Consider the following 24,274-nt stretch of genomic DNA (forward strand, 5'->3'; position numbering starts at 1 on the left):
ACACCCAGCGGACCTGGTGATGGAGGTACGCGGCCGGGACGCGGCCGGCGTACCCGTGGACGGGGCCGCCAGCGACATCGACCTGCTCCGCGCGCACGCCGACGGTGACCGGGACGCGTTCGCCACGCTGTTCCTGCGGCACCGGGACCGGCTCTGGGCGGTCGCCCTGCGTACCCTCAACGACCGCGAGGAGGCCGCCGACGCACTCCAGGACGCGATGTTGTCGGCCCACCGTGCCGCCGCCCGGTTCCGGGGCGACGCCGCGGTCACCACCTGGTTGCACCGGATCGTGGTGAACGCCTGCCTCGACCGCATCCGCCGTCGACAGGCTCATCCCACCGTGCCGCTGCCCGACGGTACGCACGACACGGACGCCGGTGGCGGCACCGGTGGCACCGAGCCGACCGCCCCGGTACGCGACCACGACACCGCAATGGTCGTCCGGGACGCCCTGGCCGCCCTGCCGACCGAGCAGCGGGCGGCCCTCGTCCTGGTGGACGTGCAGGGCTACCCGGTCGCCGAGGTCGCGCGGATCCTCGGTGTCGCCGAAGGGACCGTCAAGAGCCGGTGCGCCCGAGGTCGCGCCCGGTTGGCACTCATGCTCGGGCACCTGCGTACCGGCAGCGAACCTGCCGGCGAGGTGCCGCGGATCACCCGGGGGAACCCCCGAGCCCCGCAGGGCGTCCGATCGAGGTCGGGACGTCATCACCCGGATGCCAACCAGGAGGATGCGTGAGTACCGGGGAGTTCAGCGGGGTCGACCTCGACCTGCTCGCCGATTACCTCGGCGGCGCGCTGGACGGCACCCCGGAACAGGCCGAGGTCGCCCGCCTCGTCGACCAGGACCCGGACTGGGCACGGGCACACGCCCGACTTGCCCCGGCGGTGGACGAGGTCCGGGACGAGTTGGTCGACTGGGGCGCGCCACCGGTCGAGATGCCGCCTGCGGTCAGCGATCGGATCCTCGCCGCGCTGCGCGACGCCGACCTCCCGATGGCCGTGCCCTCGGTCGGCGTACCCGAGGAGGACGTCGGCTCGTCGGGCGACACCGACGACGCGGCGACCACGGATACCGACGACCACTCCACGACGATGCCCTCGCCGGTGCCGGCCCAGCCGCTCGGCGGTACCCGGCGGCCCGGCGGCAGCACACGGCCGGAGCGCGGCGTCCCGAGCCACCCGGGTCGGCGTCGGCGCCGTTGGGCCCGCCTGGCCGGACCGGTCGCGCTGGCCGCCGCAGCGGTGGTCGGCCTCGGCGCCCTGCAGCTGTCCCGTCCGCAGCAGGGGGATGACTCGACGGCCGGCACGGCCCTGAGCGATCGGGGAACCAGCCCGGCCATGCCGCACGCGTACCCGGAGGGATCCGCCGAACAGGCACCGCAGGCGAATTCGCCGGACCGTGCCGCCGCCTCGGCACCCGCCCCGTTCCGGATCGCCAGTCCACCGTTGCGCACGGGGTCCGACTACACGCCGGAGAGCCTCACCGGGCCGACGGTGATGAAGGACCCCGGGAGCGGCGCGGAGCCCACGCACAGCACGGAGAGCGACAACCGGCCCGCCGTGCCCGGCGAACTCGGCCGGCTGGGCGACCAGGCGGCGTTGAGCGCCTGCCTGGCCGAGATCGGTGTCGAGCACGGTGATCAGCCGCTGGTCTTCGACGTCGTCGACTACGCCCGCTTCGGCGGGCTCCCGGCTCTGGTGGTGCGTTTCACCGACGCCTCCGGCGACCAGTGGGCCTGGGTCAGCGGGCCCGAGTGCGGAATCCCCGGATCCGGCTCGGACACCCGCTTCCGATCGCAGGTAGGGTGAATCGCGGCCACCGGACGTTTGGCCGACCAAGTGACGTGACCCACCGGATGACCGGCTCGGGAATCTCCGCTTCGTACGATGACGTTCTGCAGGTCAGAATGCCGCCGCGTCGGCACTCGATTCGGCATCGGCGGATGACGCCGGTGGCGACGCTCAACACGATTGGGAGATGGCAGTGGACGAGGTCCGCAACCTGATCATCATCGGCTCCGGGCCGGCGGGTTACACCGCAGCGGTCTACGCGGCGCGGGCGAACCTCAAGCCGCTGGTCATCGAGGGCGTACAGTCCGGCGGCGCGTTGATGACCACCACCGAGGTGGAGAACTTCCCCGGCTTCGCGGACGGCATCCTCGGTCCCGAACTGATGGACAACATGCGCAAGCAGGCGGAGCGGTTCGGTGCCGAGTTCCTGACCGACGACGTCACCCGGGTCGAGCTGACCGACACCGGCCACCCGGGGACGGTGAGCACCGTCTGGGTCGGTGAGACCGCCTACCGGGCCTCGGCCGTCATCCTCGCCACCGGGTCCGCCTGGCGCCCGCTCGGCGTACCGGGTGAGCAGGAGTACCTGGGCCACGGCGTCTCGTCCTGCGCCACCTGCGACGGCTTCTTCTTCCGCAACCAGCACATCGTGGTGGTCGGTGGTGGTGACTCGGCGATGGAGGAGGCCAGTTTCCTGACCCGCTTCGCCGAGTCGGTGACCATCATCCACCGCCGCGACTCGTTCCGGGCCAGCAAGATCATGGCAGAGCGCGCGCTGGGCAACGACAAGATCAAGGTCGAGTGGAACACCGTGGTCGAGGAGGTCGTCGGCGCGGACGGCAAGGTCTCCGGGGTGCGGGTACGCAACGTGCACACCGGCGAGGCCAAGGTCCTCGACGTCACCGGTGTGTTCGTGGCGATCGGGCACGACCCGCGCAGCGAACTGTTCCGGGGCCAGGTGGAGATGGACGACGAGGGCTACGTGAAGGTTGAGGCCCCCAGCACCCGGACCAGCATCCCGGGCGTCTTCGCCGCCGGCGACCTGGTCGACCACACGTACCGGCAGGCCATCACCGCGGCCGGCACCGGCTGCGCCGCCGCGCTCGACGCGGAACGCTTCATCGCCACGCTGCCCAAGGGCTGAACGAGACACATCCCGGAGGAGGGGTCACACAGTGGGAGCAACCAAGTCGGTTACCGACGCTAGTTTCGCCGCAGACGTACTCAAGTCCGACAAGCCGGTCCTGGTGGATTTCTGGGCCGAGTGGTGCGCACCGTGCCGCAAGGTGTCGCCCTTGCTGGAGGAGATCGCCGGCGAGATGGGCGACCAGGTCAGCATCGTCAAGCTCAACATCGACGAGAACCCGGAGACCGCCCGCGCCTACCGGGTGATGTCGGTGCCGACGCTCACCGTCTTCAAGAACGGTGAGCCGGTGCAGTCGATCGCGGGCGCCAAGCCCAAGGGCGAACTGGTCAAGCTGATCGAATCGGCGCTCTGACCCCAACAACGTGATCGCACCGACCCCGTCTGGGCAGCACCGGGACGGGGTCGGTGCGTTTTTTCCCGCCCGCACCCGCACCGAACGCCCAGCGCCTAACCTCGAACTCGGGGCCGAGGGACGCCGGTGAGCACCTGGGTCCCCGTCGCGGTGCCACGTGTGCCGACCACAGGGCCAGGTAAGCCACCGATCGTTGAGGGGAGGCCGTGCGTGCGTCCGATCCGTCCCGGTGACCGGGGACCTGCTGTGATCGAGATCCGAGCGGTGCTGACCAGCCTCGACCTTCTCTCCAAGGCGACCGGTCCGTTCAGCGACGAGTTCGACGCCGCCACCGAGCGGGCGGTACGAGCGTTCCAACAGTCCCGTGGGCTCAGCGTCGACGGTCGGGTCGGTGCCGAGACCTGGCGGGCACTCGACGCGGCCCGCTGGCGCCTCGGTGCCCGCACCCTCTATCACGCCGTCCCGGTGCCGCTCACCGGCGAAGACGTCCGGTCGTTGCAGGAACGCCTGCTGGAGATGGGGTACGACACCGGCCGCGCCGACGCCATCTACGGCATCCGCACCTCGCGGGCGATGGCCCAGTTCCAGCGCGAGGTGGGGCTGGCACCGGACGGCACCTGCGGCCCGCAGACGATGGACGCGCTGCGGCGGCTCGGCCGCAAGGTGGTCGGCGGCCGCCCGCAGTGGCTCCGCGAGTCCGACGCGATCCGGCAGTCCGGGCCGACCCTGGTCGGTCGCACCGTGGTCATCGACCCGGGGCACGGCGGCAGCGACCCGGGCGTGGTGGTGCCCGACGGCCCCTTGCGCTGGACCGAGGCGGACCTGGTGCACGACCTGGCCAGCCGGCTCGAAGGGCGACTCGCCGCATCGGGCGTACGGGTGCAGCTCACCCGGGGACCGGCGTCGGAGACCTGCCTGCCCGACATCGACCGGGCGCAACTGGCCAACTCGCTCGGCGCGGACGTGTTCATCTCGCTGCACGTCGACGGGCACGCCAACCCGGAAGCCGAAGGCGTCGCCACATACCACTACGGCACCGACAACGGGGTGACGTCGGCGACCGGGGAACGGCTGGCCGGGCTGGTCCAGCGGGAGATCGTCGCGCGTACCGGGCTGCGGGACTGCCGTACCCACGCGAAGGCGTGGGACCTGTTGCGGATCACCCGGATGCCGGCGGTACGCGTCGAGGTCTGCTACCTCACCTCACCGGCCGACCGGGCGCGGCTGATCGACCCGCGGTTCCGCGACCGGGTGGTCGAAGCGATCGTGGCGGCGGTGCAACGGATGTACCTGCCGATCGAGCGGGACGTGCCGACCGGCTCGATCGACGTGAGCGAGCTGAGGGCGGCGGTCGCCGCGGGCACCGTGGTCGACTGACCGCCCGGTGCCCGCCCTCAGCCGGCCGTGGAGCGGGTGGCCGGGGCCGGGCGGACCGGGCGCAGCAGCGACTCCGGGCTCATCGAGCCGAGCAACTTCTCCAGCGCGTACTCGACGTCCGACTTCCAGCTCAACGCCGTCCGCAGTTCCAGCCGCAGGCGGGGGTAGCGGGGGTGCGGCCGGACGGTCTTGAAGCCCACCGAGAGGAAGAAGTCGGCGGGCGCGACACAGGCTCCGGCGGGATCGGCGGCGTCACCGAACTTGGCGTCGCCGAACGCCTCGATCGCCTTGATGCCCCGCTTGGTCAGGTCGCGGGCGACCCCCTGCACCAGCATCCGGCCCAACCCGCCACCGGCGAAGGCCGGCACCACGTTCGCGGTGGTCAGCAGCGCCGCGTCGGCCGACACCGGCGAGGTCGGAAAAGCCATCGAGCGCGGCACGTAGGCGGGCGGGGCGTACATGACGAAACCGGCGGGCAAGCCGTCGACGTAGATCAGCTTGCCGCAGGAGCCCCACTCCAGCAGCGTCTGCGAGACCCACGCCTCCTTCTCCAGGCCCGGGTCACCGGCGGCGCAGGCGCGATCGGCGGAAACCGGATCAAGCTCCCAGTAGACACACTGCCGGCACGGACGGGGCAGGTCCTCCAGCGTGTCCAGGGTCAGACTGACCAGACGTCGCGACATTGGCGCTTCCCCACACTAGGCTCGGACTCGGGACCGACCCGGACGGCTCCGCCGCATCCCTGCCCCCCGACGAGCGATCGTACGCCGCCGATCGGCGACGCGGGAGGGGACGCGCGAATGCTCTCCTCAGGCACGGTCGACACCGGTCCGGCATGTGGACGCGCGGTAATCGAGGGCGCTCGTGGCGGTGTCTGGCAGCTACCATCGACACTCGGCGCGCCGTGTCGCCATGGTCGCCGGTGTCCTGGGTATCCCCGGACGGGAGCTGTCCGAGCAGTATCGAGGTGATGTCATGACCGGCACGACACTCGACGACTACACCGACCGGTACGCCCGCCGGGTGCGGGGGATGACCGCCTCGGAGATCCGCGCACTGTTCGCGGTCGCCAGCCGGCCGGAGGTGGTCTCGCTCGCCGGCGGTGCCCCGTACATCGCCGCGCTCCCGCTGGACGCCGTCGGCGAGATGCTCGGCCGGCTCGCCGCCGAGCACGGCACCACCAGCCTGCAGTACGGCATCGGTCAGGGCACGCTGGAGCTGCGCGAACGGATCTGCGAGGTGATGGCCCTCTCCGGGATCGACGCCGCCTGCGGCGCCTCGCCGGAGGACGTGGTGGTGACGGTCGGCGGCCAGCAGGCGCTCGACCTGGTGGCCCGACTCTTCCTCGACCCGGGTGACGTGGTGCTCGCCGAGGGGCCGACCTACGTCGGCGCGCTCGGGGTGTTCCAGGCCGCCCAGGCACAGGTCGTGCACGTACCCATGGACGACGACGGCCTGATCCCCGAGGCGTTGGAGATCGCCATCGCCGAGCAGGCCCGGGCCGGGCGACGGGTCAAGTTCCTCTACACCATCCCGACCTACCAGAACCCGGCCGGCGTGACGCTGAGCGAGGAACGCCGGGATCGGGTCCTCGACATCTGCGAGCGGGCGGGCCTGCTCGTGATCGAGGACGACCCGTACGGCCAGTTGGGGTTCGAGAGCGAGGCCCCGGCACCTCTGCGTGCGCGACGCCGGGACGGTGTCTTCTACCTCAGCACGTTCTCCAAGACGTTCGCCCCGGGGTTGCGGGTCGGCTGGATACTCGCCCCGCACGCCGTCCGCGACAAGCTGGTAATCGCCAGCGAGGCGCAGATCCTCTGCCCCAGCGCGTACGCGCAGGCCGCCGTGAGCACCTACCTGAGCAGCATGCCGTGGCGGGAGCAGTTGAAGGTCTACCGGGAGGTCTACCGGGAACGGCGGGACGCGATGCTCACCGCCATGGCGGACCTGATGCCGGCCGGGACGAGTTGGACCGTACCCGGTGGCGGTCTCTTCGTCTGGGCCACCCTGCCCGAGGGCCTGGACTCCAAGGCGATGATGCCCCGGGCGATCGCCGCCCGGGTGGCGTACGTCCCCGGCACCGGCTTCTACGCCGACGGCACGGGCAACGGTCACATGCGGCTCAACTTCTCGTTCCCGCCCCCGGAGCGCATCCGCGAGGGAATTCGCCGGCTGGCCAGCGTCATGGAGCAGGACATCGCCATGCGGCGGGTGTTCGGGGCGGTCGGCGCGCCGGACGCGCGGCGAGGCCGGGCCGGCTCCGACACCCCGGGACCTGACTTGGCATGATGCCCGGCATGGGTGCCACCGCTGCCGCAGAATCCGTCGTGTCCGGTCCCGCCACCACCGACCTCCACGTTCTCGTGCTCGCCGGTGGTCTGTCGTACGAACGGGACGTGTCACTGCGTTCCGGCCGCCGGGTGCTCGATGCGCTGCGTTCCGTCGGGATGGAGGCCGAGCTGCGCGACGCGGACGTGGCCCTGCTGCCCGCGCTGGCCTCCGACCCGCCGGACGCCGTGGTGATCGCCCTGCACGGCGCCACCGGTGAGGACGGCTCACTCCGTGGCGTTCTCGACCTCTGCGGCGTGCCGTACGTCGGGTGTGACGCCCGCGCCTCGCGCCTCGCCTGGGACAAGCCGTCGGCCAAGACGGTGCTGCGCGAGGCCGGCATCGCCACTCCGGACTGGGTGGCGCTGCCACACGACCGGTTCAGCGAGTTGGGCGCGGTGGCCGTGCTGGACCGCATCGTCGCCCGGCTCGGACTGCCGCTGATGGTGAAGCCCGCGCAGGGTGGTTCCGGCCTGGGCGCCGCCGTGGTCCGGGACGCCACGTCCCTGCCGGCCGCCATGGTCGGTTGTTTCGCGTACGACTCGACCGCGCTCGTCGAGCGGTACGTGCCCGGCATGGACGTGGCGGTCTCCGTCATCGACCTGGGCGACGGTCCGCAGGCCCTGCCGCCGGTCGAGATCGTGCCCCGCAACGGGGTGTACGACTACGCCGCCCGCTACACCGCAGGCCGGACGACCTGGCACACGCCGGCCCGGCTGGACGCGGCGGTGGCCGCTGCCGTGGCAGAGGTGGCGCTGGCCGCCCACACGGCACTCGGCCTACGGGACCTCAGCCGGGTCGACCTGATCGTCGACCCGGCCGGACAGCCGCACGTCCTGGAGGTCAACGTCTCCCCGGGGATGACCGAGACGTCGCTGCTGCCGCTCGCCGTGCAGGCCGCCGGGCTGGATTTCGGCAAGGTGATCGCCGACCTCGTCGCCCGAGCCGCCGCCCGCTGAGAGCCTCCTGGCGGCTCTACCGGCACCGTCGACGTCGGGCTCCGCTGACCAGCCGTGCGGCTCTCCAGCGCCCGCTCGTGGCCCTACCGATGGCGCCACACCTCGTGCCCTCCCCGACGACGGCGAGGTCGGGAGGGCAGGGTCAGCACTTCCTGGATCCGGCGGTCAGGCAACGCTGTTTCATGACGTGGTGACGGCTGGCAGGTGATCACTTTGCCGGTGGGGTTCCCTCGTTGCCGGAGGCTGGTTCGGGTGCTGCGGCCGAGGGTGTTTCCTCCCCCACAGAATCTGACTCCACCGCCACCGCCACCGTCTCGGCGCCCGACCCCCTGGACTCCTCCTGATGCACACCCGGGCGTTGTGCGGCCGGATCGGCGACCGCAGCCGCCTGCTCGACGTTCCTGAACCCGACGGGGGCGTCCTCGGCCGCTGTCGTCTCGACGTCCGGCTCCTCGACGGCCTGCTCGGGGAGCGTCGTACCGGGCGGACCACTCGGTCGACCGGCGGGCAGCTCGTCGTCGCCCAGCGGAACGTCCGGCGGTTCTGCCGTCTCCCCGATGGCATCCAGGAGTGATCCGCCCTCGGTCGGCTGACTCTCCTTGGCGGGTGCCGCCTGAGCAGCGAGGCTGGACGGCGCCTGCCACTGGATCCGGGGCGGCTCGGCCAACGGCCGCCCGCCGAACTCCGCGAGCCAGGCGGCGACCAGGGCCAGATTCTCCCGCCACTTGTCCTCGGAGATGGGCGGCAGGATCGAGTCCCAGAGGCTGAGGAACGTCCCGCGCAGTTGGAGCCGCCCGTACGGTCGGGCGAGGAACCAGAGGTGCAGGTGCGCGGATCCGTCACCCCAACGGTTGACGTGCACCCGGGCCACCCCGTCCAGCGACCGGATGGCGCGCTCCAGCCGGACCGTCATCACCCCCAGTTCGGCCGCGAGCAGGTTGGGCAGATCACCGAGATCGAGGTGCGACCGAGACTCCAGGATGAGGACCATCGGCAGACCGGTGGGACGATCCATGGCCCGTACGCGCCACCTCTCACCCACCCAGATGTACGCCTCGTCGGGTGCCTGGCATGCGGTGCATTCCCGGTGCGCCTCACCCTTGCGGGGCGGCTCCACCAAGACCGGTTCGTCGAGTCGCTTGACTTGCAGGTCACCTTCGAAGGGGAAAGACGGCCACTGGGTGAAGTCCGGGACTGAGGGAGGGGTGTCGTGCACGAGGCTGACCCTAACCGAGTCCGGCACCAGTGTCCCTACCCGAAGCATCTTCGATTCCACGGCGGCTCGGATCGCGGGACAGCAGTACGCCCACCCGCTTTCCCCAGAGTTATCCACAGGCTTGCCTATAGGCGCGTGGTCGCCGTCTTCCCCAGTTCGACAAGGGTTTTCGGCCGCTGTTTCACGTGAAACATCGCACGCCTGTGGACAACCGGTGTGGATAACTCGCGCTCCGAACCGACCGCCGCCAACGTCGCCCGTGTCACGTGAAACAGAGGGGAGTTCATGGGTCGGCTGTGCGGTGCGGTCTGAGCAAGTCGGCGTCACCGGCGGCGGGCGGGGCCTCGAAGCCGCGATGCCAACCGTCCCGCACCCCTAGCTAGGCCCCGCGTCAAAGCCCCTCGCCAACCTGCGGTGGACCCAGGCGACGTTGGCGCTTGGTCCAGACACGACACCCGCATCCGGACCAGGCGCCGCCTTGCCGGACCACCGCCTGGACTCAGCCTCGGCTCAGCCGAGGACTTCGACACAGTGACTGGGCGCCCATCAGCCAAGTACCGGTGTCCGGCGGCCGGTTAGCGACGTCCCCGGAAGGCGCGGACGCCGGTGACCACGTTGACCGCCTGCACCCGGACGTCCTGATTTGGTCACGGCACCTTGGCCTTCACTGGCGGCGGGCCGCGTCGACAGCGGTGGCGGGTGGGAGTCGGTCGAACCGGTGGTGCCCAAGGGATCGCGAGCACGGCTGACCGAATCGCGATCATCGGTGGATAGGCGTGACAGCAGCGATGCTGTTGAGCCGTCGGCGGTCTCGCACCGCTCGGGCCAAGGACCGACCTCAGCCCCGGTGCCCGAGCGCTGTAGCTGGCCATCGGCAGATGTCAGCCCGTTTCGCTTCTCGGGTCAGGGTCGACTGTCGGGGCTTCATGAGACTGGTGAAGTTGTGCCTGCGCGGGTTGTCGGTTCCCGTCCCTGGCGAGCCCCGGTTGCCGCGCCGGCGCTGGGTAGGGCTCGGACGGCCCGTTTCACGTGAAACGGGCCGCGTAGCACACGAGGCCACCGGACGGGCTGACCGACGTTCGGCTGACGTCCCGCTTGCCGGACCTGCAGTCCCGATCGAGAGGACGTGGCGGTCGGAGCAGTACCTGGTGGACAGGCGGTCCTCCGCTGATCTCCACACGGCTGCGGGCGTGGCGGAAGCGGAGATCGGATTCCTCGCAGCGGGCCGCGTCGCTCGATCAGTCTCCGGGGGTGGAAGTTGGTGTGCCGGCTCAGCGGCACACAATCTTGTGGACGCTGGCGGAACCCGACGCAGGCCCCCGACATCCGTCGAGGTGCTTCCACCCGTAACGCCCACCGCGACCACTTCCACCGGTCCATGGTCACGGAATCGGGATCGGGCCGCTTGGGCGTACCACTGCGCATCGCCTACCACCGACCCGGCCGTTGGGCCGCCGGCACGAGGGCAAGCGATCAGCCGCCCGGCCGGCCTGCGGCACCACCGCCTCACCGACGGGCCGACCGGGTTTCCCCGCCGGGGCCGGACGGCCGAGGTACTTCCCGAGGCACGGGGTCGGCCTGAGACGCGAATCGACCTAAGGCACGGATGAGCCCCAGCCGCAGATCTGCCCGAGGCGGGCGCGGTATGGGCCCTGGCGGCGACGCCACAGACCGGCAACCGCCGACCGATGGCAACTGTTTGGCAGAGCATCAGTGGAGCCAGGGCGTAAGCGGCACACCGACGTCAGGTGACCTTCAGGCGGCGGTGCCGCGTGGTGTCCTGGCGGCCCGGTGGCGACGAGAACGGCCGCGCCCACTCGGGACGCGGCCGTCGGATGAAGGCAGCCGGGGTTCAGTCCTGCGCTTCCTCGGCCTCGACTCCGATGATGCCGACGATTCGCTCCAGGTCGTCGACCGTGGCGAACTCGATCGTGATCTTGCCCTTGCTCCGCCCGATGTCGACCTTCACCCGGGTGTCAAAGCGATCGGAGAGCCGGTCCGCGAGGTCGTCCAAGGCCGGGGCGACCGGCTTGGAGCGGCGCTTGGCGGACTCCTTCCTGCTCGGGCCCTCACTGAGGGCCAGCGCGACGATCTCTTCGGTGGCGCGGACGGACAGCCCTTCAGCAACGATTCGCAACGCGAGCTGTTCCTGCGTTTCCGCGTTCTCCAGGCTCAGCAGCGCCCGTGCGTGACCGGCGGAGAGCACTCCAGCCGCCACCCGCCGCTGCACCTGGGCTGGCAGATTGAGCAGACGGATGGTGTTCGAGATCTGCGGACGGCTGCGCCCGATACGGCGGGCCAACTCCTCGTGGGTCGCCCCGAACTCCTCCAGAAGCTGCTGATAGGCGGCGGCCTCTTCCAAGGGGTTGAGGTTGGCCCGGTGGATGTTCTCCAGCAGGGCGTCCCGCAGCATCGCGTCGTCACGGGTGTCGCGCACGATTGCCGGGATGCTGTCCCGGCCGACCGCCTGGGCGGCTCGCCACCGCCGCTCGCCCATGACGAGTTCGAACTTCTCGTCGTCGAGCTGCCGCACCACGATCGGCTGGAGGAAACCCACCTCCTGGATCGAGGTCTTCAGCTCCTCCAGCGCCTCCTCGTCGAAGACCTGCCGGGGTTGCTTCGGATTGGGCACGATCGAGTCGACCGAGATCTCGGCGAAGCGGGCACCGGGCACCGGGCTGAGGACCGGGTCGGGCGTGACCGGAGGGAACGGTACCTCTGGCACGGGCGGCACGAGCACGTCCGGTGCTCCGTTGGAGCCGTTCGTGATGGCGTCGGCGCCACCCGACTCCTGTACCGGTCCGGTCGGGATGAGTGCCCCCAGGCCCCTTCCCAGACCACCCCGAGGACGGTTCTTCATGCCACGCCTCCCAGCGCCTCTTCCGCACTACGCATTCCGGCTCACCGGCTCCTTGACGCCCCGCTCGGCGATCTCCTGTGCGGCCTCGAAGTAGCTCGTCGCGCCCCGCGATCCGGGATCGTAGGTCACCACCGACTGGCCGTAGCTGGGTGCCTCGGAGACCCGTACGTTGCGCGGGATCACCGCCTGGAGCACCTTGTCGCCGAAGTGGTTCCGGACGTCCTGCTCGACCGCGTCAGCCAGGCGGGTACGCCGGTCGTACATGGTGAGCAGGATCGTGGAGACATCGAGCCGCGGGTTGAGGTGCTGGCGGACCAGGTTGATGTTGTTGATGAGCTGGTTCAGCCCTTCGAGTGCGTAGTACTCGCACTGGATCGGGATGAGCACCTCCTGCGCCGCCACCAACGCGTTCACGGTCAACAGGCCGAGCGAGGGCGGGCAGTCGATGAAGACGTAGTCGAAGTGGCCCGGGTAGGCGGTGATGGCCCGGGCGAGGCGCGACTCACGAGCCACCACCGAGACCAACTCGATCTCCGCACCGGCCAGGTCTATCGTGGCCGGTACGCACCAGAGATTGGGGATGCCCTCGACCGCCTGCGCCACGTCCTCAAGCGGAACCGAGTCGATCAAACAGTCGTAGACATCCGGCACGCCGGTGTGATGCGGCACGTTCAGCCCCGTGGAGGCATTGCCCTGCGGGTCGAGATCGACCACGAGCACCCGGTTGCCGTGCAGGGCCAATGCCACCGCCAGGTTCACCGTCGTCGTGGTTTTTCCTACGCCGCCCTTCTGGTTCGCGACGCACATGACCCGGGTCCGCTCCGGCCGAGGCATGGTCACCTCGCCACTGGGGTTCAGGATCTGCACGGCGCGCATCGCCTCCATTGCCAACGGTGGATCATCCTCTTCGCGCATCGGGGTTTCACGTGAAACGTACGCGGCCTTGGTGTCGGCCGGCTCGTAGGGCACGGCCGCAGGGGCAGGCGTGTCGGGAGCCGGACGGGGGTCGGGCACCACTCCGGGTGCCGGTTGATACGTCGCAGCCTCGAACCGCGCGGCGGCCGAGGTGTTGCGGCGGATCGGAATCACACGGGCGTCCGGGGTGGCGTTCACGGGTCGTCCGGTCCCGTCCGACGTCTCCCGACCGGACGAGAATTCCGGACTCGGAGACCACGGTACGCCAGACGTCGGCCCCTCCCGCATGGACTCCGGCGGGTCTTGCGCGGCCTCGTGGGAGCGCCAGCTCGGGTAGTCGGTTTCACGTGAAACAGGGTCACCCGCTGACCCGGTCACGCGCGGATCGTCATACCTGCCGTCGTCATGCACCTGTCATCCCTGCCCGCTTCGGATGGTCGGTCTGCACCCGTCACCCGGGCCTCTCGCGCTGTCCCCGCAGAGGTACCGCCCGGCGGGAGCGGCCGGCCCTCGGAGGAGGACCATCACCGCCCGCTCCACACTATCGACGCGCGGTCAGCCTACGGCGCATGGGCGTGGCGGGTCCACGTCGGGTTCGCAACCCGCCGGTCACGGCAGCGCGGCGCAGGGGCAGATATCGGGCCCCTGGACGCGCCGACCGACGTGAGCCCACCGGCTTCACCCGCCGCCCATCGACTCACCGGGCGCGTTCACCCCGCTGCCGGGCGTGTTAAGAGGGGTCCCCTCCTATGCGCCAGACGCTAGGAGGGGACCCTTCCTTAACCCAAAATCAGCGGCGGCGGGAGCGGGACTTCTTGGTGGCGGCCTTGGTGGGTGGGGCGGCCATCCGTTCGCGGACGACCTCGACCACAGTGGTCGGTGGTGTGACGACGTCCTCGCCGCAGCGGCGCAGCACCGGCTCCCCGCCGCCGAGGCGGTGCACCGCCTCGGCGTGCTCGGCGATCTCGTCGGTGGCCGAGGCACCCTTGAGGGCGACCAGGCGTCCGCCCGGCTCGGCCAACGGCAGGCACCAGCCGGCGAGTCGATCCAGCGGCGCGACCGCCCGGGCGGTGACCACGTCAGCGGGGGACAGCTCCGGTTCGGCGACGGCCTCCTCAGCCCGTCCCCGGAACACCCGGACCGAACCGGTCAGTCCCAGTGATTCCACGGCCTCGTCGAGGAAGACGGTGCGCCGGGCCAGCGGCTCGACCAGCGTCACCGTGAGGTCGGGGCGGGCGATGGCGAGCACCAGACCGGGTAGGCCGGCACCCGATCCGACGTCGACGACTGTCGCACCTTGCGGAATCAGCTCACCCACCACGGCACAGTTCAACAGGTGGCGGTCCCAGATCCTGGGCGCCTCGCGAGGGCCGATCAGACCTCGCACCACGCCGTCGGTGGCCAGCAGTTCGGCGTAGGCGGCGGCGAGGTCAAGCCGGTCACCGAAGAGGCGGCGAGCCGCCTCGGCACGTTCGGGCGGCAGCACCGCCACCGCAGGGTCGGGACCGTCGGCTCCGGCCGCTGCCGTGGACGGGTAGGGCATGGGGGGAACAGCCGTCGGCCCGGGCGGCGTACCACCCGGGCCGCACGGGGCAACGCCCCTGGCGTCGTCTGCGGTCACCCGTCAGCCTGCGGGCCGGACGACGATACGACGGCTGGGCTCGACACCCTCGGATTCGCTCTCCACGCCGTCGATCGCGTTCACCACGTCGTGGACGCACTTGCGCTCGAAGGCCGACATCGGCTCCAGGCGTACCGCCTCGCCGTGCTCCTTGACCTTCTCGACCGCGTTGCGCGCCACCGCGCCGAGTTCCTTGCGCCGGTTGGCGCGGTAGCCGCCAACGTCGAGCAACAGCCGGCTCGGCGATCCGGTCTGCCGGAACACGGCGAGCCGGGCCAGTTCCTGGAGTGCCTCCAGGGTGGCGCCGCGCTGGCCGACCAGGTTCTGCAGCCGGCCACCGACGACCTCCACCACCGGACGGCCGCCCGACACCAGCTCGTCGATGTCGCCGTCGTAGTCGAGGATGTCGAGCAGCCCTTCGACGTAGTCGGCTGCGATCTCGCTCTGCCGGAAGAGGTCGCCCTCACCGGCGGCCTTGCTCGGCGCCTTCTCGGCGTCGGTCTCCTCCGGCTCGCCGTCGACCGGAGCCGCCGTCGTCGGCTGCTCGTCGTCCAGGGGCTGGTCGGCGCGGGGGATACTGGTGTCGGTCACGGTGTCATCTCCGTACTCGCTCGGCCGGACCTCGGGGTCCGCTGGTTCCCCGCGGCCGGCGGGACGTCGCCGGTGCCCACGGGCACGTCTGTAGGGCAGTGTCGCCCGTCCGCCACGTCGCACGCGGCGCTTCGCGCTTCGGCGCCGGCCTCTCGGCGGCAGCACGTCGCGCAACGGGCCGCCGTCGGGAGACCGGCGGCGGCCCGGACGATTCAGCCCTGCCGCTTGGCGGGGCGGCCCTTCTTCGGATTGGCCGGCTTGGCACCCGGCTTCGGGCCGGCGACCTTCGGCGCGGCCGGCGCGGGCGGCGCCTCGGCCGGCTTGCTGCGGCCGAACAGGCCACGGTTCTTGGCCGGCTGCGCGCCGTTACGCGCGGCGGCCGAGGTGGCCGGCTTGCTGGTGGCGGTCACCGGCGGCGGGAACTTCCGCAGCACCCACTGCTGCTGGCCGAGGGTGAAGAGGTTGTTGGTGACCCAGTAGATGATCACACCGATCGGGAAGATGGCACCGGAGATGAGCAGCGACAGCGGGATACCGTAGAGCATCAGGCGCTGGATCATGCGCTGCTGCGGGTCCTCGGCCCAGCCGGTCTTGAGGATCATCTGACGGCTGGTGAGATAGGTGGTGCCCATCATCACCAGCACCAGGACGCCGGCCATGATCTTCACGACGGTGCCGTTGGCGCCGAGCTGCGCCAGCTCCGCCGCGGTGGAGCCGAACTTGCTGGCGATCGGCGCGGTGAAGAGAGTCGCGTCGGACGCGCTGTTGAACTGGTCGACCGTCCAGCCGTAGATGTCCTTGTTGTTCTTCGCCGGGTCCGGGTTGAGGCGGCGCAGGACGTGGAACAGGCCGAGGAAGACCGGGATCTGGAGGAACATCGGAAGGCAGCCCATCAACGGGTTGGCCTTTTCCTTCCGATAGAGCTCCATCATCTCTTTCTGGAGCGTCTCCCGGTCACCCTTGTGCTTCTCCTGCAGGGCCTTCACCTGCGGCTGGAGTGCCTGCATGGCCCGCTGCGACTTGATCTGCTTGACGAAGATCGGGAACAGGATCACCCGGACGGTGACCACCAGGAAGACGATGGCGAGAATCCAGGCCCAGTTGGTGCCGACGACCGTGGCGTCGGGAATCCCGATGGCCTCCCAGGCCGAATGCCAGGCCAGCAGGATCCACGAGATCGCGTAGTAGATCCAGTCGAGACTCAATTCTCGGCTCCAGTCACGTCGGCAGGTCGGCGGCCGCCCGGCTCCGGTACCGGGTCGTATCCACCAGGATGGAATGGGTGGCAGCGCGACAGTCGCCGGACCGTCAGACCGGCTCCCCGCAGCGCGCCGTGCCTGGCAATCGCCTCCAGGGCGTACGCACTGCACGACGGGTAGAACCGACAGCGGGCCGGCAACGCCGGACTTATCCACCGACGGTACGCGATGACGGGCAGGGTCAGCACCCGGGCACCGGTGGTAGTGGGGCGAGGCGACCTGGGCTCCGAGCTCATCGCGGCCGCCGTCCCCGGCCGGCGCGGGCGGCGGCGAGCGCCGCGTCCAGATCCGCGCCGAGCCGCTGGTAGGTCACGTCGGCGGCGGCCGGCAGGGCGCGTACCACGAGAGTGCTGCCAGCCGGCAGGGCGGCGAGCCGTTCCCGGATCAGATGCCGCAACCGACGACGGACCCGGTTACGCACCACCGCGGGCCCGACTGCCTTGGAAACCACGAAGCCGGCGCGGGACACCGGCACGGAGTCTTCCTCCGCACCGCCCCGCGCCGGCTCCGGCGCTACGTCTGCGGCTCCGGGTGTGACCGGCAAGGTCAAGTGCACGACAAGCGTGCCCCGACCGACTCGGCGGCCACCGCGAACCGCTGCGGCGAAGTCGATGCTGCGCCGCAGTCGTTGCGCGGCCGCCAGCACGACTGCCGTCCCGGAGCGGACCCTGTCGGCCTCAGGCCGACAGGCGGGTGCGGCCCTTGGCGCGGCGGGTCGAAAGGATGGCGCGGCCGGCCCGGGTGCGCATGCGCAGCCGGAAGCCGTGGGTCTTCGCGCGCCGGCGGTTGTTCGGCTGGTAGGTGCGCTTGCTCACGTCAGGCTCTCCGTTGTCGGACGCCCGGACACGTGGATCGTCCGGGTCGTGGTGGTCCAGGCCGCCGCTGCGGTGGCCCCGATCGGCGCTGCCCGGGCGGCGCGTCACCCCGGCGATACGGGGCGCGACCACGGGCAGCAAGCACCCATCACCCTAGCAGAGGGCGTGAGAGCAGCCCCTCCAGCCTAGGTCGGGGGGCAATCACCGTCAAACCGGCGCAGTCGGGCCGTCACCTGCGGCGACAACCGACCGGAAGCGGGGGATTTCGCTGATGCCGACAACGTGCCAGGCGCGTCGACGGTTGATGATGCGGCGACATCGCTGTTACCGTGCCCGATTGCGGTCAGCGTCTCCAGTTCCGGGATGTCGCCGCCAGGCAAGACCGGACACGGTGGTGAATCGTTCGGCACGGTGAACCCGCTTCAGCGCCCGGCCATGGCAGGGGGCAGGTCCAACCCGCGCCGGCGGGCGGCCACAATCGGTCGGTACACAGGCTGTGGATAACTTGTGGAGGACGACCGGTGCGGCGTCCGGGTGGGTGTGAGGTCACACCGCTCGGTACCAGGGCATCCGGCCAGCCGGGGGACGGTGGCGTCCGGGGAGCAGAGGCGAGGGGGTGGCACGACGGTGGCCGGTACGACTGACCTTGCCGCGGTGTGGACGGCGACGACGGACGAGCTCGCCGACGAGATCATCTCCGCGCAGCAGCGGGCATACCTGCGGCTGACCCGGCTGCGGGCCATCGTCGAGGACACCGCGCTGCTCTCGGTGCCGGACGCGTTCACCCGGGACGTGATCGAGTCACGGCTGCGCCCGGCCATCACCGAGGCGCTCACCCGCAGGCTGGGTCGGCCGATCCAGGTCGCGGTGACCGTCCGCGTACCCGAGGACGGGCAGCCGACCGGCACCGTCTACCGCAGTCCCCCGGAGACCGGTACCCAGGACGGCCCGGTCGACTTCGACGCTCGGGGGTCGGACGTCGGCCCCGCCGGTGACCCGGGCCGGCAACAGCTCCCGCTGATTCCGGAACAGCCGCAGCCGGGCCGGTTCGACCGGCCGATGGCGGAGGTGTCACCGGCCGACGGCGGTGGGCGTACCGGCCCTGCGGTGGTCGACGGCCAGGAGATGCTCTTCGGCCACGCCTTCGGCGAGCCGGCCAGGCCGCACGACCGACCGACCGAGGTGCCCCGGCGGCCCGCCGACCGGCTCGGCTTCACCGAGCAGGCCGGCCGTCTGGACCCGCCGCCCAGCGGCCCGCGTGGCTTCCCCGGTCGGTACGGCGAGGACCACGGCGTCTCCCCCCGCGACCAGCACGTCATGCGGGCGATGCCCGACAGCGGCACCGACAGCGGGCCCGGCCGGGGCAGCGCCGACCACCGTCCGGTCGGACGTGACGACCGCCGACTGCCGGCCGGCGCGGACAGCGGCGGCAACCGCCTCAACCCGAAGTACATGTTCGAGACGTTCGTCATCGGTTCCTCGAACCGGTTCGCGCATGCGGCGAGCGTGGCGGTGGCCGAGTCACCGGCGAAGGCGTACAACCCGCTCTTCATCTACGGCAGTTCGGGGTTGGGCAAGACCCACCTGCTGCACGCCATCGGGCACTACGCCACCACGCTGGGCAACGCCCGCTCGGTCCGGTACGTCTCGACCGAGGAGTTCACCAACGACTTCATCAACTCGCTCCGGGACGACAAGACCAGTGCGTTCCAGCGCCGCTACCGCGACGTCGACATCCTCCTGATCGACGACATCCAGTTCCTGGAGAACCGCGAGCGCACCCAGGAGGAGTTCTTTCACACCTTCAACACGCTGCACAACGCCAACAAGCAGATCGTGATCACCTCCGACCGCTCGCCGAAGCAGTTGGCGACGCTGGAGGACCGGCTGCGGACCCGGTTCGAGTGGGGCCTGCTCGCCGACATCCAGCCGCCGGATCTGGAGACCCGGATCGCGATCCTGCAGAAGAAGGCGGCCCAGGAGCGGCTGTACGCCCCACCGGACGTGCTGGAGTTCATCGCCTCCCGGGTGTCGAACTCGATCCGGGAACTGGAGGGCGCCCTGATCCGGGTCACCGCCTTCGCCAGCCTGACCCGGTCGAGCGTGGAGCTGGCGCTGGCCGAGGAGGTGCTGCGGGACTTCATCCCGGACGGCGCCGGCCCGGAGATCACCGCCGACCAGATCATGGTGGCCACCGCCGACTACTTCGGCGTCAGCCTGGAGGACCTGCGTGGGCACTCCCGCTCGCGGGTGCTGGTCAACGCCCGACAGGTGGCCATGTACCTGTGCCGGGAACTGACCGACCTGTCGCTGCCCCGCATCGGGCAGGCGTTCGGAGGTAGGGACCACACCACGGTCATGCACGCCGACCGCAAGATCCGTCAGCAGATGGCCGAACGGCGCTCGCTCTACAACCAGATCGCCGAGCTGACCAACCGGATCAAGCAGAACACCTGAGGCGTACGCCCCGCCCCACACAGCGGTGTCGACGACCCGACCGGAGCCTCGGCCGGGTCTCTTTTTGGTCTCGACCGTGGACCCTCGACGAGGTGTAGACCACACCATCGAAGGCGTGTCCGCTCCGGCCCGCGCTCGTTGGCCACAGCTCGTTGTCCACCGCCTGTGGACAACCACGCACGGTCGATGCCCGGTTACCCACAGGCTGTGGAGAAACCCTGGGGACAACGCTGTGGACACCTGTGGACGACTGGGGAAAACTCGTAGCTCTGTCCACCGACGACGGTCCGCCTGTGGGAAACCTGTTGAAGGTTCTGGGGATGACGGTGTCCAAGGCGGTCGCGGCTGTCCACAGGACTGGGGACAAAGTCGGTGGATAACCGGTGGATAACCGGTGGACGACGGTGGACAACGAGGTGCACGACGACCGCCTGTGGACCGGTGGGCGAGTTTTCCCCGGGTTATCCACAGCGAAACCACCGGTGGATAAACACCCTGACCTGCGCCGATGCGAGTTCTCCACAGTTTGCACAGGTGCGATGAAGACGATGAGTTATCTCTTCTGAAAGAACGAAAACCAATCATCACCGTTGGACTTCCTGTGGATCGGGCCGAAGCTGTCGGAGGCACCCGTCAGCATCGACTCGATCGCCGGGGTCGGGCGCACAGCCGATACCCTCGCGCCCTAAGGTTCGATGGGTACCCGCACGCCAGGTGGGTCGGTGGGTAGCGGCCGGCATGAGAAAGTTGACGACGTCGACGTCGACGCGGAGGCATTGATGAAGTTCCGAGTGGAGCGCGACGCGCTCGCCGAGGCCGTGGCATGGACCGCGAAGAGCCTGCCCAGCCGGCCGTCCGTACCGGTGCTGGCCGGGGTGCTGCTCCGGGTTACCGAGGGCAGCCTGCAGGTCTCCGGCTTCGACTACGAGGTCTCCAGCCAGGTGACCGTGGAGGTCCAGGGTGACGCCGACGGCGCCGCGCTGGTCTCCGGCCGCCTGCTCGCCGAGATCACCAAGGCGTTGCCGGCCAAGCCGGTGGACATCGCCGCAGTCGGCGCCCACCTCGAACTGGTCTGCGGCAGCGCCCGGTTCACCCTGCCCACCATGCCGGTGGAGGACTACCCGGCCCTGCCCGAGATGCCGGAGAGCGCCGGCACCATCGCCGCCGCCGCCTTCGCCGCCGCCGTCGCCCAGGTGGCGATCGCCGCCAGCCGGGACGAAACGCTGCCGATGATGACCGGCGTACGCGTCGAGATCTCCGGCGGCACGCTGGCCATGCTCGCCACCGACCGCTACCGGCTTGCGCTGCGCGAGATGGAGTGGAACCCGGACGACCCGGACATCAGCATCAACGCGCTCGTGCCGGCACGGACCCTCAACGACACCGCCAAGACCCTCGGGCCCCTCGGCGGCCAGGTCGTCCTCGCCCTCTCCCAGGGCTCGGCCGGCGAAGGCATGATCGGTTTCTCCGGCGGCACCCGACGGACCACCAGCCGCCTGCTGGACGGCGCGAACTACCCGCCGGTGCGGTCCCTGTTCCCGGCCAACCACAACGCTGACGCCCGGGTGGCCGTCAGCACGCTCATCGAGGTCGTCAAGCGGGTCGCCTTGGTCGCCGAGCGGACCACGCCGGTGCTGCTCAGCTTCAGCACCGACGGGCTGGTCGTCGAGGCCGGCGGCACCGAGGAGGCACGGGCCAGCGAGGCCATGGAGGCCACCTTCACCGGCGAACCGCTCACCATCGGCTTCAACCCGCAGTACCTGATCGACGGGCTGGCAAACCTCGGGTCCCAGTTCGCCGTCCTGCAGTTCGTCGACGCCTTCAAGCCCGCGGTGATTTCCCCCGCGGGTGAGGATGGCGAGCTCGTCCCTGGGTACCGGTACCTCATCATGCCGATCCGCGTGTCCCGCTGATCGCAGAGCACACCCGAAACCCACGAAAGGTAAGAACCGATGCAGCTCGGCCTGGTAGGACTCGGCCGGATGGGCGGCAACATGCGCGAGCGGTTGCGCAGTGCCGGTCACGAGGTGGTCGGCCTCGACCACAACCTGGAGCTGAGTGACGTCACCAGCCTGGCCGAGCTGGCCGAGAAGTTGGATGCGCCCCGGGCGGTCTGGGTGATGGTGCCCGCCGCCGTCACCGACGCCACGATCGACGAGGTGGCCGAGGTGCTCGGCGAGGGCGACCTCATCATCGACGGCGGCAACTCGCGGTTCAGCGACGACGCGCTGCGGGCGGAGCGACTCCACGAGCGCGGCATCGGCTACGTCGACGTCGGGGTCTCCGGCGGGGTGTGGGGCCGGCAGAACGGCTACGGTCTGATGGTCGGCGGCGCCGAGGAGCACGTCGAGCGGCTGAAGTCGATATTCGAATCGCTCAAGCCGGAGGGCGATTTCGGCTTCGTGCACGCCGGCCCGGTCGGCGCCGGTCACTACGCCAAGATGGTGCACAACGGCATCGAGTACGGCCTGATGCACGCCTACGCCGAGGGCTACGAGCTGATGGCCGCCTCCGAACTGGTGACCAACGTGCCGGGCGTGATCAAGTCCTGGCGCGAGGGCACCGTGGTCCGCTCCTGGCTGCTGGACCTGCTTGACCGGGCGCTGGACGAGGACCCGGAGCTGAACCAGCTCAGCGACTACACCGAGGACACCGGCGAGGGCCGCTGGACGGTCGACGAGGCCGTCCGGCTCGCCGTACCGCTCAACGTCATCACCGCGTCGCTCTACGCCCGGTTCGCCTCCCGGCAGGACGAGTCGCCAGCGCTGAAGGCCGTCTCCGCGCTGCGCCAACAGTTCGGCGGGCACGCCGTCCGTAAGCGCTGACCGGCGCCCGGCCCCGTGTACGTCCGCCGGATCGAACTGGTCGACTTCCGCTCGTACGAGCGGGTCGGCGTCGACCTCGAACCGGGGCCGAACGTGCTGATCGGCACCAACGGCGTCGGGAAGACCAACCTGGTCGAGGCGCTCGGCTACGTGGCGACGCTCGACTCGCACCGGGTCGCCACCGACGCGCCGTTGGTGCGGGCCGGTGCCGCTGCCGCGGTGATCCGCTGCGCGGTGGCGCATGAGGGCCGGGAACTGCTGGTCGAGTTGGAGATCGTGCCGGGCAAGGCCAACCGGGCCCGACTCGGCCGCTCCCCGGCCCGTCGCGCCCGCGACGTGCTGGGCGCACTGCGGTTGGTGCTGTTCGCCCCGGAGGACCTGGAACTTGTCCGGGGTGACCCGGCGGAACGCCGCCGCTACCTCGACGACCTGCTGGTGTCCCGCCAGCCCCGGTACGCGGGGGTCCGCGCCGACTACGAGCGGGTGGTCAAGCAGCGCAACGCCCTGCTGCGGACCGCGTACCTGGCCCGCAAGACCGGTGGCTCCCGGGGCGGTGACCTCAGCACCCTGGCCGTCTGGGACACCCACCTGACCCGACACGGTGCCGAGCTGCTCGCCGGCCGGCTGGAGCTGGTCGCCGCGCTGGCGCCGCACGTGACCAAGGCGTACGACGCGGTGGCGGCTGGTCACGGCGCGGCGGGGATCGCGTACCGGCCTTCGGTGGAGCTGACCGAGCCGACCACCGACCGGGACGCCCTGGCCGAGGTTCTGGCCGCTGCGCTCGCCGAGTCCCGATCTGCCGAGATCGAGCGGGGCACCACCCTGGTCGGTCCGCACCGGGACGAACTCGCCCTCACCCTCGGCCCACTGCCGGTGAAGGGGTACGCGAGCCACGGCGAGTCGTGGTCGTTCGCGCTCGCGCTCCGGCTCGCCGGCTACGACCTGCTGCGCGGCGACGGCATCGAGCCGGTCCTGGTGCTCGACGACGTGTTCGCCGAACTGGACGCCGGACGGCGCGATCGGCTGGCCGAACTGGTCGGCAGGGCCAGCCAACTGCTGGTGACCTGCGCGGTCGCCGACGACGTGCCGCCGACCCTGCGCGGCACCCGCTACGAGGTGGCCGAGGGCACGGTGCGCCGTGTCGGATGAACCGAGCCCCGACGCTGGACCTGCCCGTGCCCGGGGGGCCGACGAGGACGCGGGGACCTTGCCGGCCGGCTCCGACGAGGTGTCCGGGCCGCAGCTCGCGCGGGCCGTGCTGGACGCCGCGAAGGCCCGCCGGGAGTCCGCCGCCAAACCGCGCCGACGCGGTGTCACCGGCGCGGGTACGGGTGAGCGGCGGTTACGCGGCTACTCCGGCCCGGGCCCGGACCCACGCGATCCACAACCGCTCGGCGCGGTGCTGTCACGGCTGGTGAAGGCACGCGGATGGCAGCAGCCGGCCGCGGAGGCGACCGTCTTCGGCGCGTGGGAGCGGGTGGTCGGGCCGGAGGTGGCCCAGCACAGCCGGCCGATGAAGCTGGAGAACGGCGAGTTGACCGTGGAGGCGAGGTCCACCGCCTGGGCCACCCAGCTCCGCCTGCTCGCCGGGTCGCTGCTGAAACAGATCGCCCGGGAGGTCGGCCACAACGTGGTGCGCAAGCTGCACATCCACGGCCCGGCCGCGCCGTCCTGGTCGCGCGGCCCACGCCGGGTACGCGGCCGTGGCCCCCGGGACACGTACGGCTGACGACGCCCGCGAGTGTGGCGTACGCCGCACCT

The 24,274-nt window shown here is 70.7% G+C and carries 22 protein-coding genes; 12 read left to right on the forward strand and 10 right to left on the reverse strand.

Annotated features, from left to right (window positions below):
* The first annotated feature begins 19 nt into the window (after positions 1–19).
* The 5 genes from sigM (at position 20) to ID554_RS13730 (ending at position 4,667) form a co-directional block, all read left to right on the forward strand.
* Positions 20–736 carry an RNA polymerase sigma factor SigM gene (sigM, locus tag ID554_RS13710; RefSeq protein ID WP_117228231.1) on the forward strand — a complete coding sequence of 239 codons (717 nt, stop codon included), beginning with the start codon at positions 20–22 and terminating at the stop codon, positions 734–736.
* Entirely contained in the window at positions 733–1,809 is a 1,077-nt protein-coding gene (locus ID554_RS13715; protein WP_117228230.1) for a hypothetical protein, read from the forward strand. Before sigM ends, ID554_RS13715 begins: the two co-directional genes overlap by 4 nt.
* A gap of 175 nt (positions 1,810–1,984) precedes the next feature.
* Positions 1,985–2,935 carry a thioredoxin-disulfide reductase gene (gene trxB / locus ID554_RS13720; protein ID WP_117228229.1) on the forward strand — a complete coding sequence of 317 codons (951 nt, stop codon included), beginning with the start codon at positions 1,985–1,987 and terminating at the stop codon, positions 2,933–2,935.
* Positions 2,936–2,966: 31 nt separating this feature from the next.
* Positions 2,967–3,290, forward strand: coding sequence for a thioredoxin (gene trxA, locus ID554_RS13725; protein ID WP_117228228.1), 324 nt, complete (start codon positions 2,967–2,969; stop codon positions 3,288–3,290).
* Positions 3,291–3,500: 210 nt separating this feature from the next.
* Entirely contained in the window at positions 3,501–4,667 is a 1,167-nt protein-coding gene (locus ID554_RS13730) for an N-acetylmuramoyl-L-alanine amidase (RefSeq protein ID WP_117228227.1), read from the forward strand.
* Between the two features lie 17 nt (positions 4,668–4,684).
* On the opposite strand, the gene ID554_RS13735 is transcribed toward ID554_RS13730, so the two are convergent.
* The gene (locus ID554_RS13735) at positions 4,685–5,350 is read right to left on the reverse strand and encodes a GNAT family N-acetyltransferase (protein WP_117228226.1); all 666 of its coding nucleotides are present in this window, start codon (positions 5,348–5,350) and stop codon (positions 4,685–4,687) included.
* Between the two features lie 292 nt (positions 5,351–5,642).
* Between ID554_RS13735 and ID554_RS13740 the strand changes: the two genes are divergently transcribed.
* On the forward strand, positions 5,643–6,956 hold the full coding sequence (locus ID554_RS13740) for an aminotransferase-like domain-containing protein (RefSeq protein ID WP_117228326.1): 1,314 nt from the start codon (positions 5,643–5,645) through the stop codon (positions 6,954–6,956).
* An 8-nt stretch (positions 6,957–6,964) separates the two neighbouring features.
* Positions 6,965–7,954 (forward strand): D-alanine--D-alanine ligase family protein, encoded by a 990-nt coding sequence (locus tag ID554_RS13745; RefSeq protein WP_117228325.1) that lies wholly within the window; start codon positions 6,965–6,967, stop codon positions 7,952–7,954.
* Positions 7,955–8,162: 208 nt separating this feature from the next.
* Here the strand turns inward: ID554_RS13745 and ID554_RS13750 are convergent, their stop codons facing one another.
* The 9 genes from ID554_RS13750 to rpmH all read right to left on the reverse strand — a co-directional run bounded on the left by ID554_RS13750 (position 8,163) and on the right by rpmH (position 17,231).
* Positions 8,163–9,218, reverse strand: a complete 1,056-nt coding sequence (locus tag ID554_RS13750; RefSeq protein ID WP_411710946.1) for a hypothetical protein — start codon at positions 9,216–9,218, stop codon at positions 8,163–8,165.
* Between the two features lie 1,804 nt (positions 9,219–11,022).
* Positions 11,023–12,030 (reverse strand): ParB/RepB/Spo0J family partition protein, encoded by a 1,008-nt coding sequence (locus tag ID554_RS13755; RefSeq protein WP_117228225.1) that lies wholly within the window; start codon positions 12,028–12,030, stop codon positions 11,023–11,025.
* Positions 12,031–12,057: 27 nt separating this feature from the next.
* The gene (locus ID554_RS13760) at positions 12,058–13,356 is read right to left on the reverse strand and encodes a ParA family protein (protein WP_117228224.1); all 1,299 of its coding nucleotides are present in this window, start codon (positions 13,354–13,356) and stop codon (positions 12,058–12,060) included.
* Between the two features lie 379 nt (positions 13,357–13,735).
* Positions 13,736–14,488 carry a 16S rRNA (guanine(527)-N(7))-methyltransferase RsmG gene (gene rsmG / locus ID554_RS13765; protein ID WP_117228223.1) on the reverse strand — a complete coding sequence of 251 codons (753 nt, stop codon included), beginning with the start codon at positions 14,486–14,488 and terminating at the stop codon, positions 13,736–13,738.
* A gap of 81 nt (positions 14,489–14,569) precedes the next feature.
* On the reverse strand, positions 14,570–15,157 hold the full coding sequence (locus tag ID554_RS13770) for a Jag family protein (protein WP_117228222.1): 588 nt from the start codon (positions 15,155–15,157) through the stop codon (positions 14,570–14,572).
* Positions 15,158–15,369: 212 nt separating this feature from the next.
* Positions 15,370–16,362: a membrane protein insertase YidC gene (yidC, locus tag ID554_RS13775; protein WP_117228221.1), complete on the reverse strand. Its 993-nt coding sequence runs from the start codon at positions 16,360–16,362 to the stop codon at positions 15,370–15,372.
* The gene (yidD, locus tag ID554_RS13780; RefSeq protein ID WP_117228220.1) at positions 16,359–16,652 is read right to left on the reverse strand and encodes a membrane protein insertion efficiency factor YidD; all 294 of its coding nucleotides are present in this window, start codon (positions 16,650–16,652) and stop codon (positions 16,359–16,361) included. The genes yidC and yidD overlap by 4 nt, the downstream gene beginning before the upstream one ends.
* The gene (gene rnpA / locus ID554_RS13785; protein WP_117228219.1) at positions 16,649–17,062 is read right to left on the reverse strand and encodes a ribonuclease P protein component; all 414 of its coding nucleotides are present in this window, start codon (positions 17,060–17,062) and stop codon (positions 16,649–16,651) included. The genes yidD and rnpA overlap by 4 nt, the downstream gene beginning before the upstream one ends.
* A gap of 31 nt (positions 17,063–17,093) precedes the next feature.
* Positions 17,094–17,231, reverse strand: coding sequence for a 50S ribosomal protein L34 (gene rpmH / locus ID554_RS13790; RefSeq protein ID WP_067300964.1), 138 nt, complete (start codon positions 17,229–17,231; stop codon positions 17,094–17,096).
* Positions 17,232–17,858: 627 nt separating this feature from the next.
* On the opposite strand from rpmH, the gene dnaA reads away from it, so the two are divergent.
* From dnaA to ID554_RS13815, 5 genes are all read left to right on the forward strand, one after another.
* Positions 17,859–19,688 (forward strand): chromosomal replication initiator protein DnaA, encoded by a 1,830-nt coding sequence (gene dnaA / locus ID554_RS13795; RefSeq protein WP_117228218.1) that lies wholly within the window; start codon positions 17,859–17,861, stop codon positions 19,686–19,688.
* Positions 19,689–20,467: 779 nt separating this feature from the next.
* Positions 20,468–21,601, forward strand: coding sequence for a DNA polymerase III subunit beta (dnaN, locus tag ID554_RS13800; RefSeq protein ID WP_117228217.1), 1,134 nt, complete (start codon positions 20,468–20,470; stop codon positions 21,599–21,601).
* A gap of 39 nt (positions 21,602–21,640) precedes the next feature.
* Entirely contained in the window at positions 21,641–22,513 is an 873-nt protein-coding gene (gene gnd / locus ID554_RS13805) for a phosphogluconate dehydrogenase (NAD(+)-dependent, decarboxylating) (RefSeq protein ID WP_117228216.1), read from the forward strand.
* A gap of 15 nt (positions 22,514–22,528) precedes the next feature.
* Entirely contained in the window at positions 22,529–23,662 is a 1,134-nt protein-coding gene (gene recF, locus ID554_RS13810) for a DNA replication/repair protein RecF (RefSeq protein WP_117228215.1), read from the forward strand.
* On the forward strand, positions 23,652–24,242 hold the full coding sequence (locus ID554_RS13815; RefSeq protein ID WP_117228214.1) for a DUF721 domain-containing protein: 591 nt from the start codon (positions 23,652–23,654) through the stop codon (positions 24,240–24,242). Before recF ends, ID554_RS13815 begins: the two co-directional genes overlap by 11 nt.
* Positions 24,243–24,274: the final 32 nt, after the last annotated feature.

The organism is Micromonospora craniellae (genome assembly GCF_014764405.1).
Lineage (GTDB): Bacteria > Actinomycetota > Actinomycetes > Mycobacteriales > Micromonosporaceae > Micromonospora > Micromonospora craniellae.

What these genes read in the sequence shown, in the direction of transcription:
- ID554_RS13745 (WP_117228325.1), top strand. Translation starts at nt 6,965, where the DNA reads ATGGGTGCCACCGCTGCCGCAGAATCCGTCGTGTCCGGTCCCGCCACC.
- ID554_RS13735 (WP_117228226.1), bottom strand. Translation starts at nt 5,350, where the DNA reads ATGTCGCGACGTCTGGTCAGTCTGACCCTGGACACGCTGGAGGACCTG.
- yidD (WP_117228220.1), bottom strand. Translation starts at nt 16,652, where the DNA reads ATGAGCTCGGAGCCCAGGTCGCCTCGCCCCACTACCACCGGTGCCCGG.
- rsmG (WP_117228223.1), bottom strand. Translation starts at nt 14,488, where the DNA reads ATGCCCTACCCGTCCACGGCAGCGGCCGGAGCCGACGGTCCCGACCCT.
- dnaN (WP_117228217.1), top strand. Translation starts at nt 20,468, where the DNA reads ATGAAGTTCCGAGTGGAGCGCGACGCGCTCGCCGAGGCCGTGGCATGG.
- ID554_RS13750 (WP_411710946.1), bottom strand. Translation starts at nt 9,218, where the DNA reads ATGCTTCGGGTAGGGACACTGGTGCCGGACTCGGTTAGGGTCAGCCTC.
- ID554_RS13755 (WP_117228225.1), bottom strand. Translation starts at nt 12,030, where the DNA reads ATGAAGAACCGTCCTCGGGGTGGTCTGGGAAGGGGCCTGGGGGCACTC.
- gnd (WP_117228216.1), top strand. Translation starts at nt 21,641, where the DNA reads ATGCAGCTCGGCCTGGTAGGACTCGGCCGGATGGGCGGCAACATGCGC.
- ID554_RS13740 (WP_117228326.1), top strand. Translation starts at nt 5,643, where the DNA reads ATGACCGGCACGACACTCGACGACTACACCGACCGGTACGCCCGCCGG.
- sigM (WP_117228231.1), top strand. Translation starts at nt 20, where the DNA reads ATGGAGGTACGCGGCCGGGACGCGGCCGGCGTACCCGTGGACGGGGCC.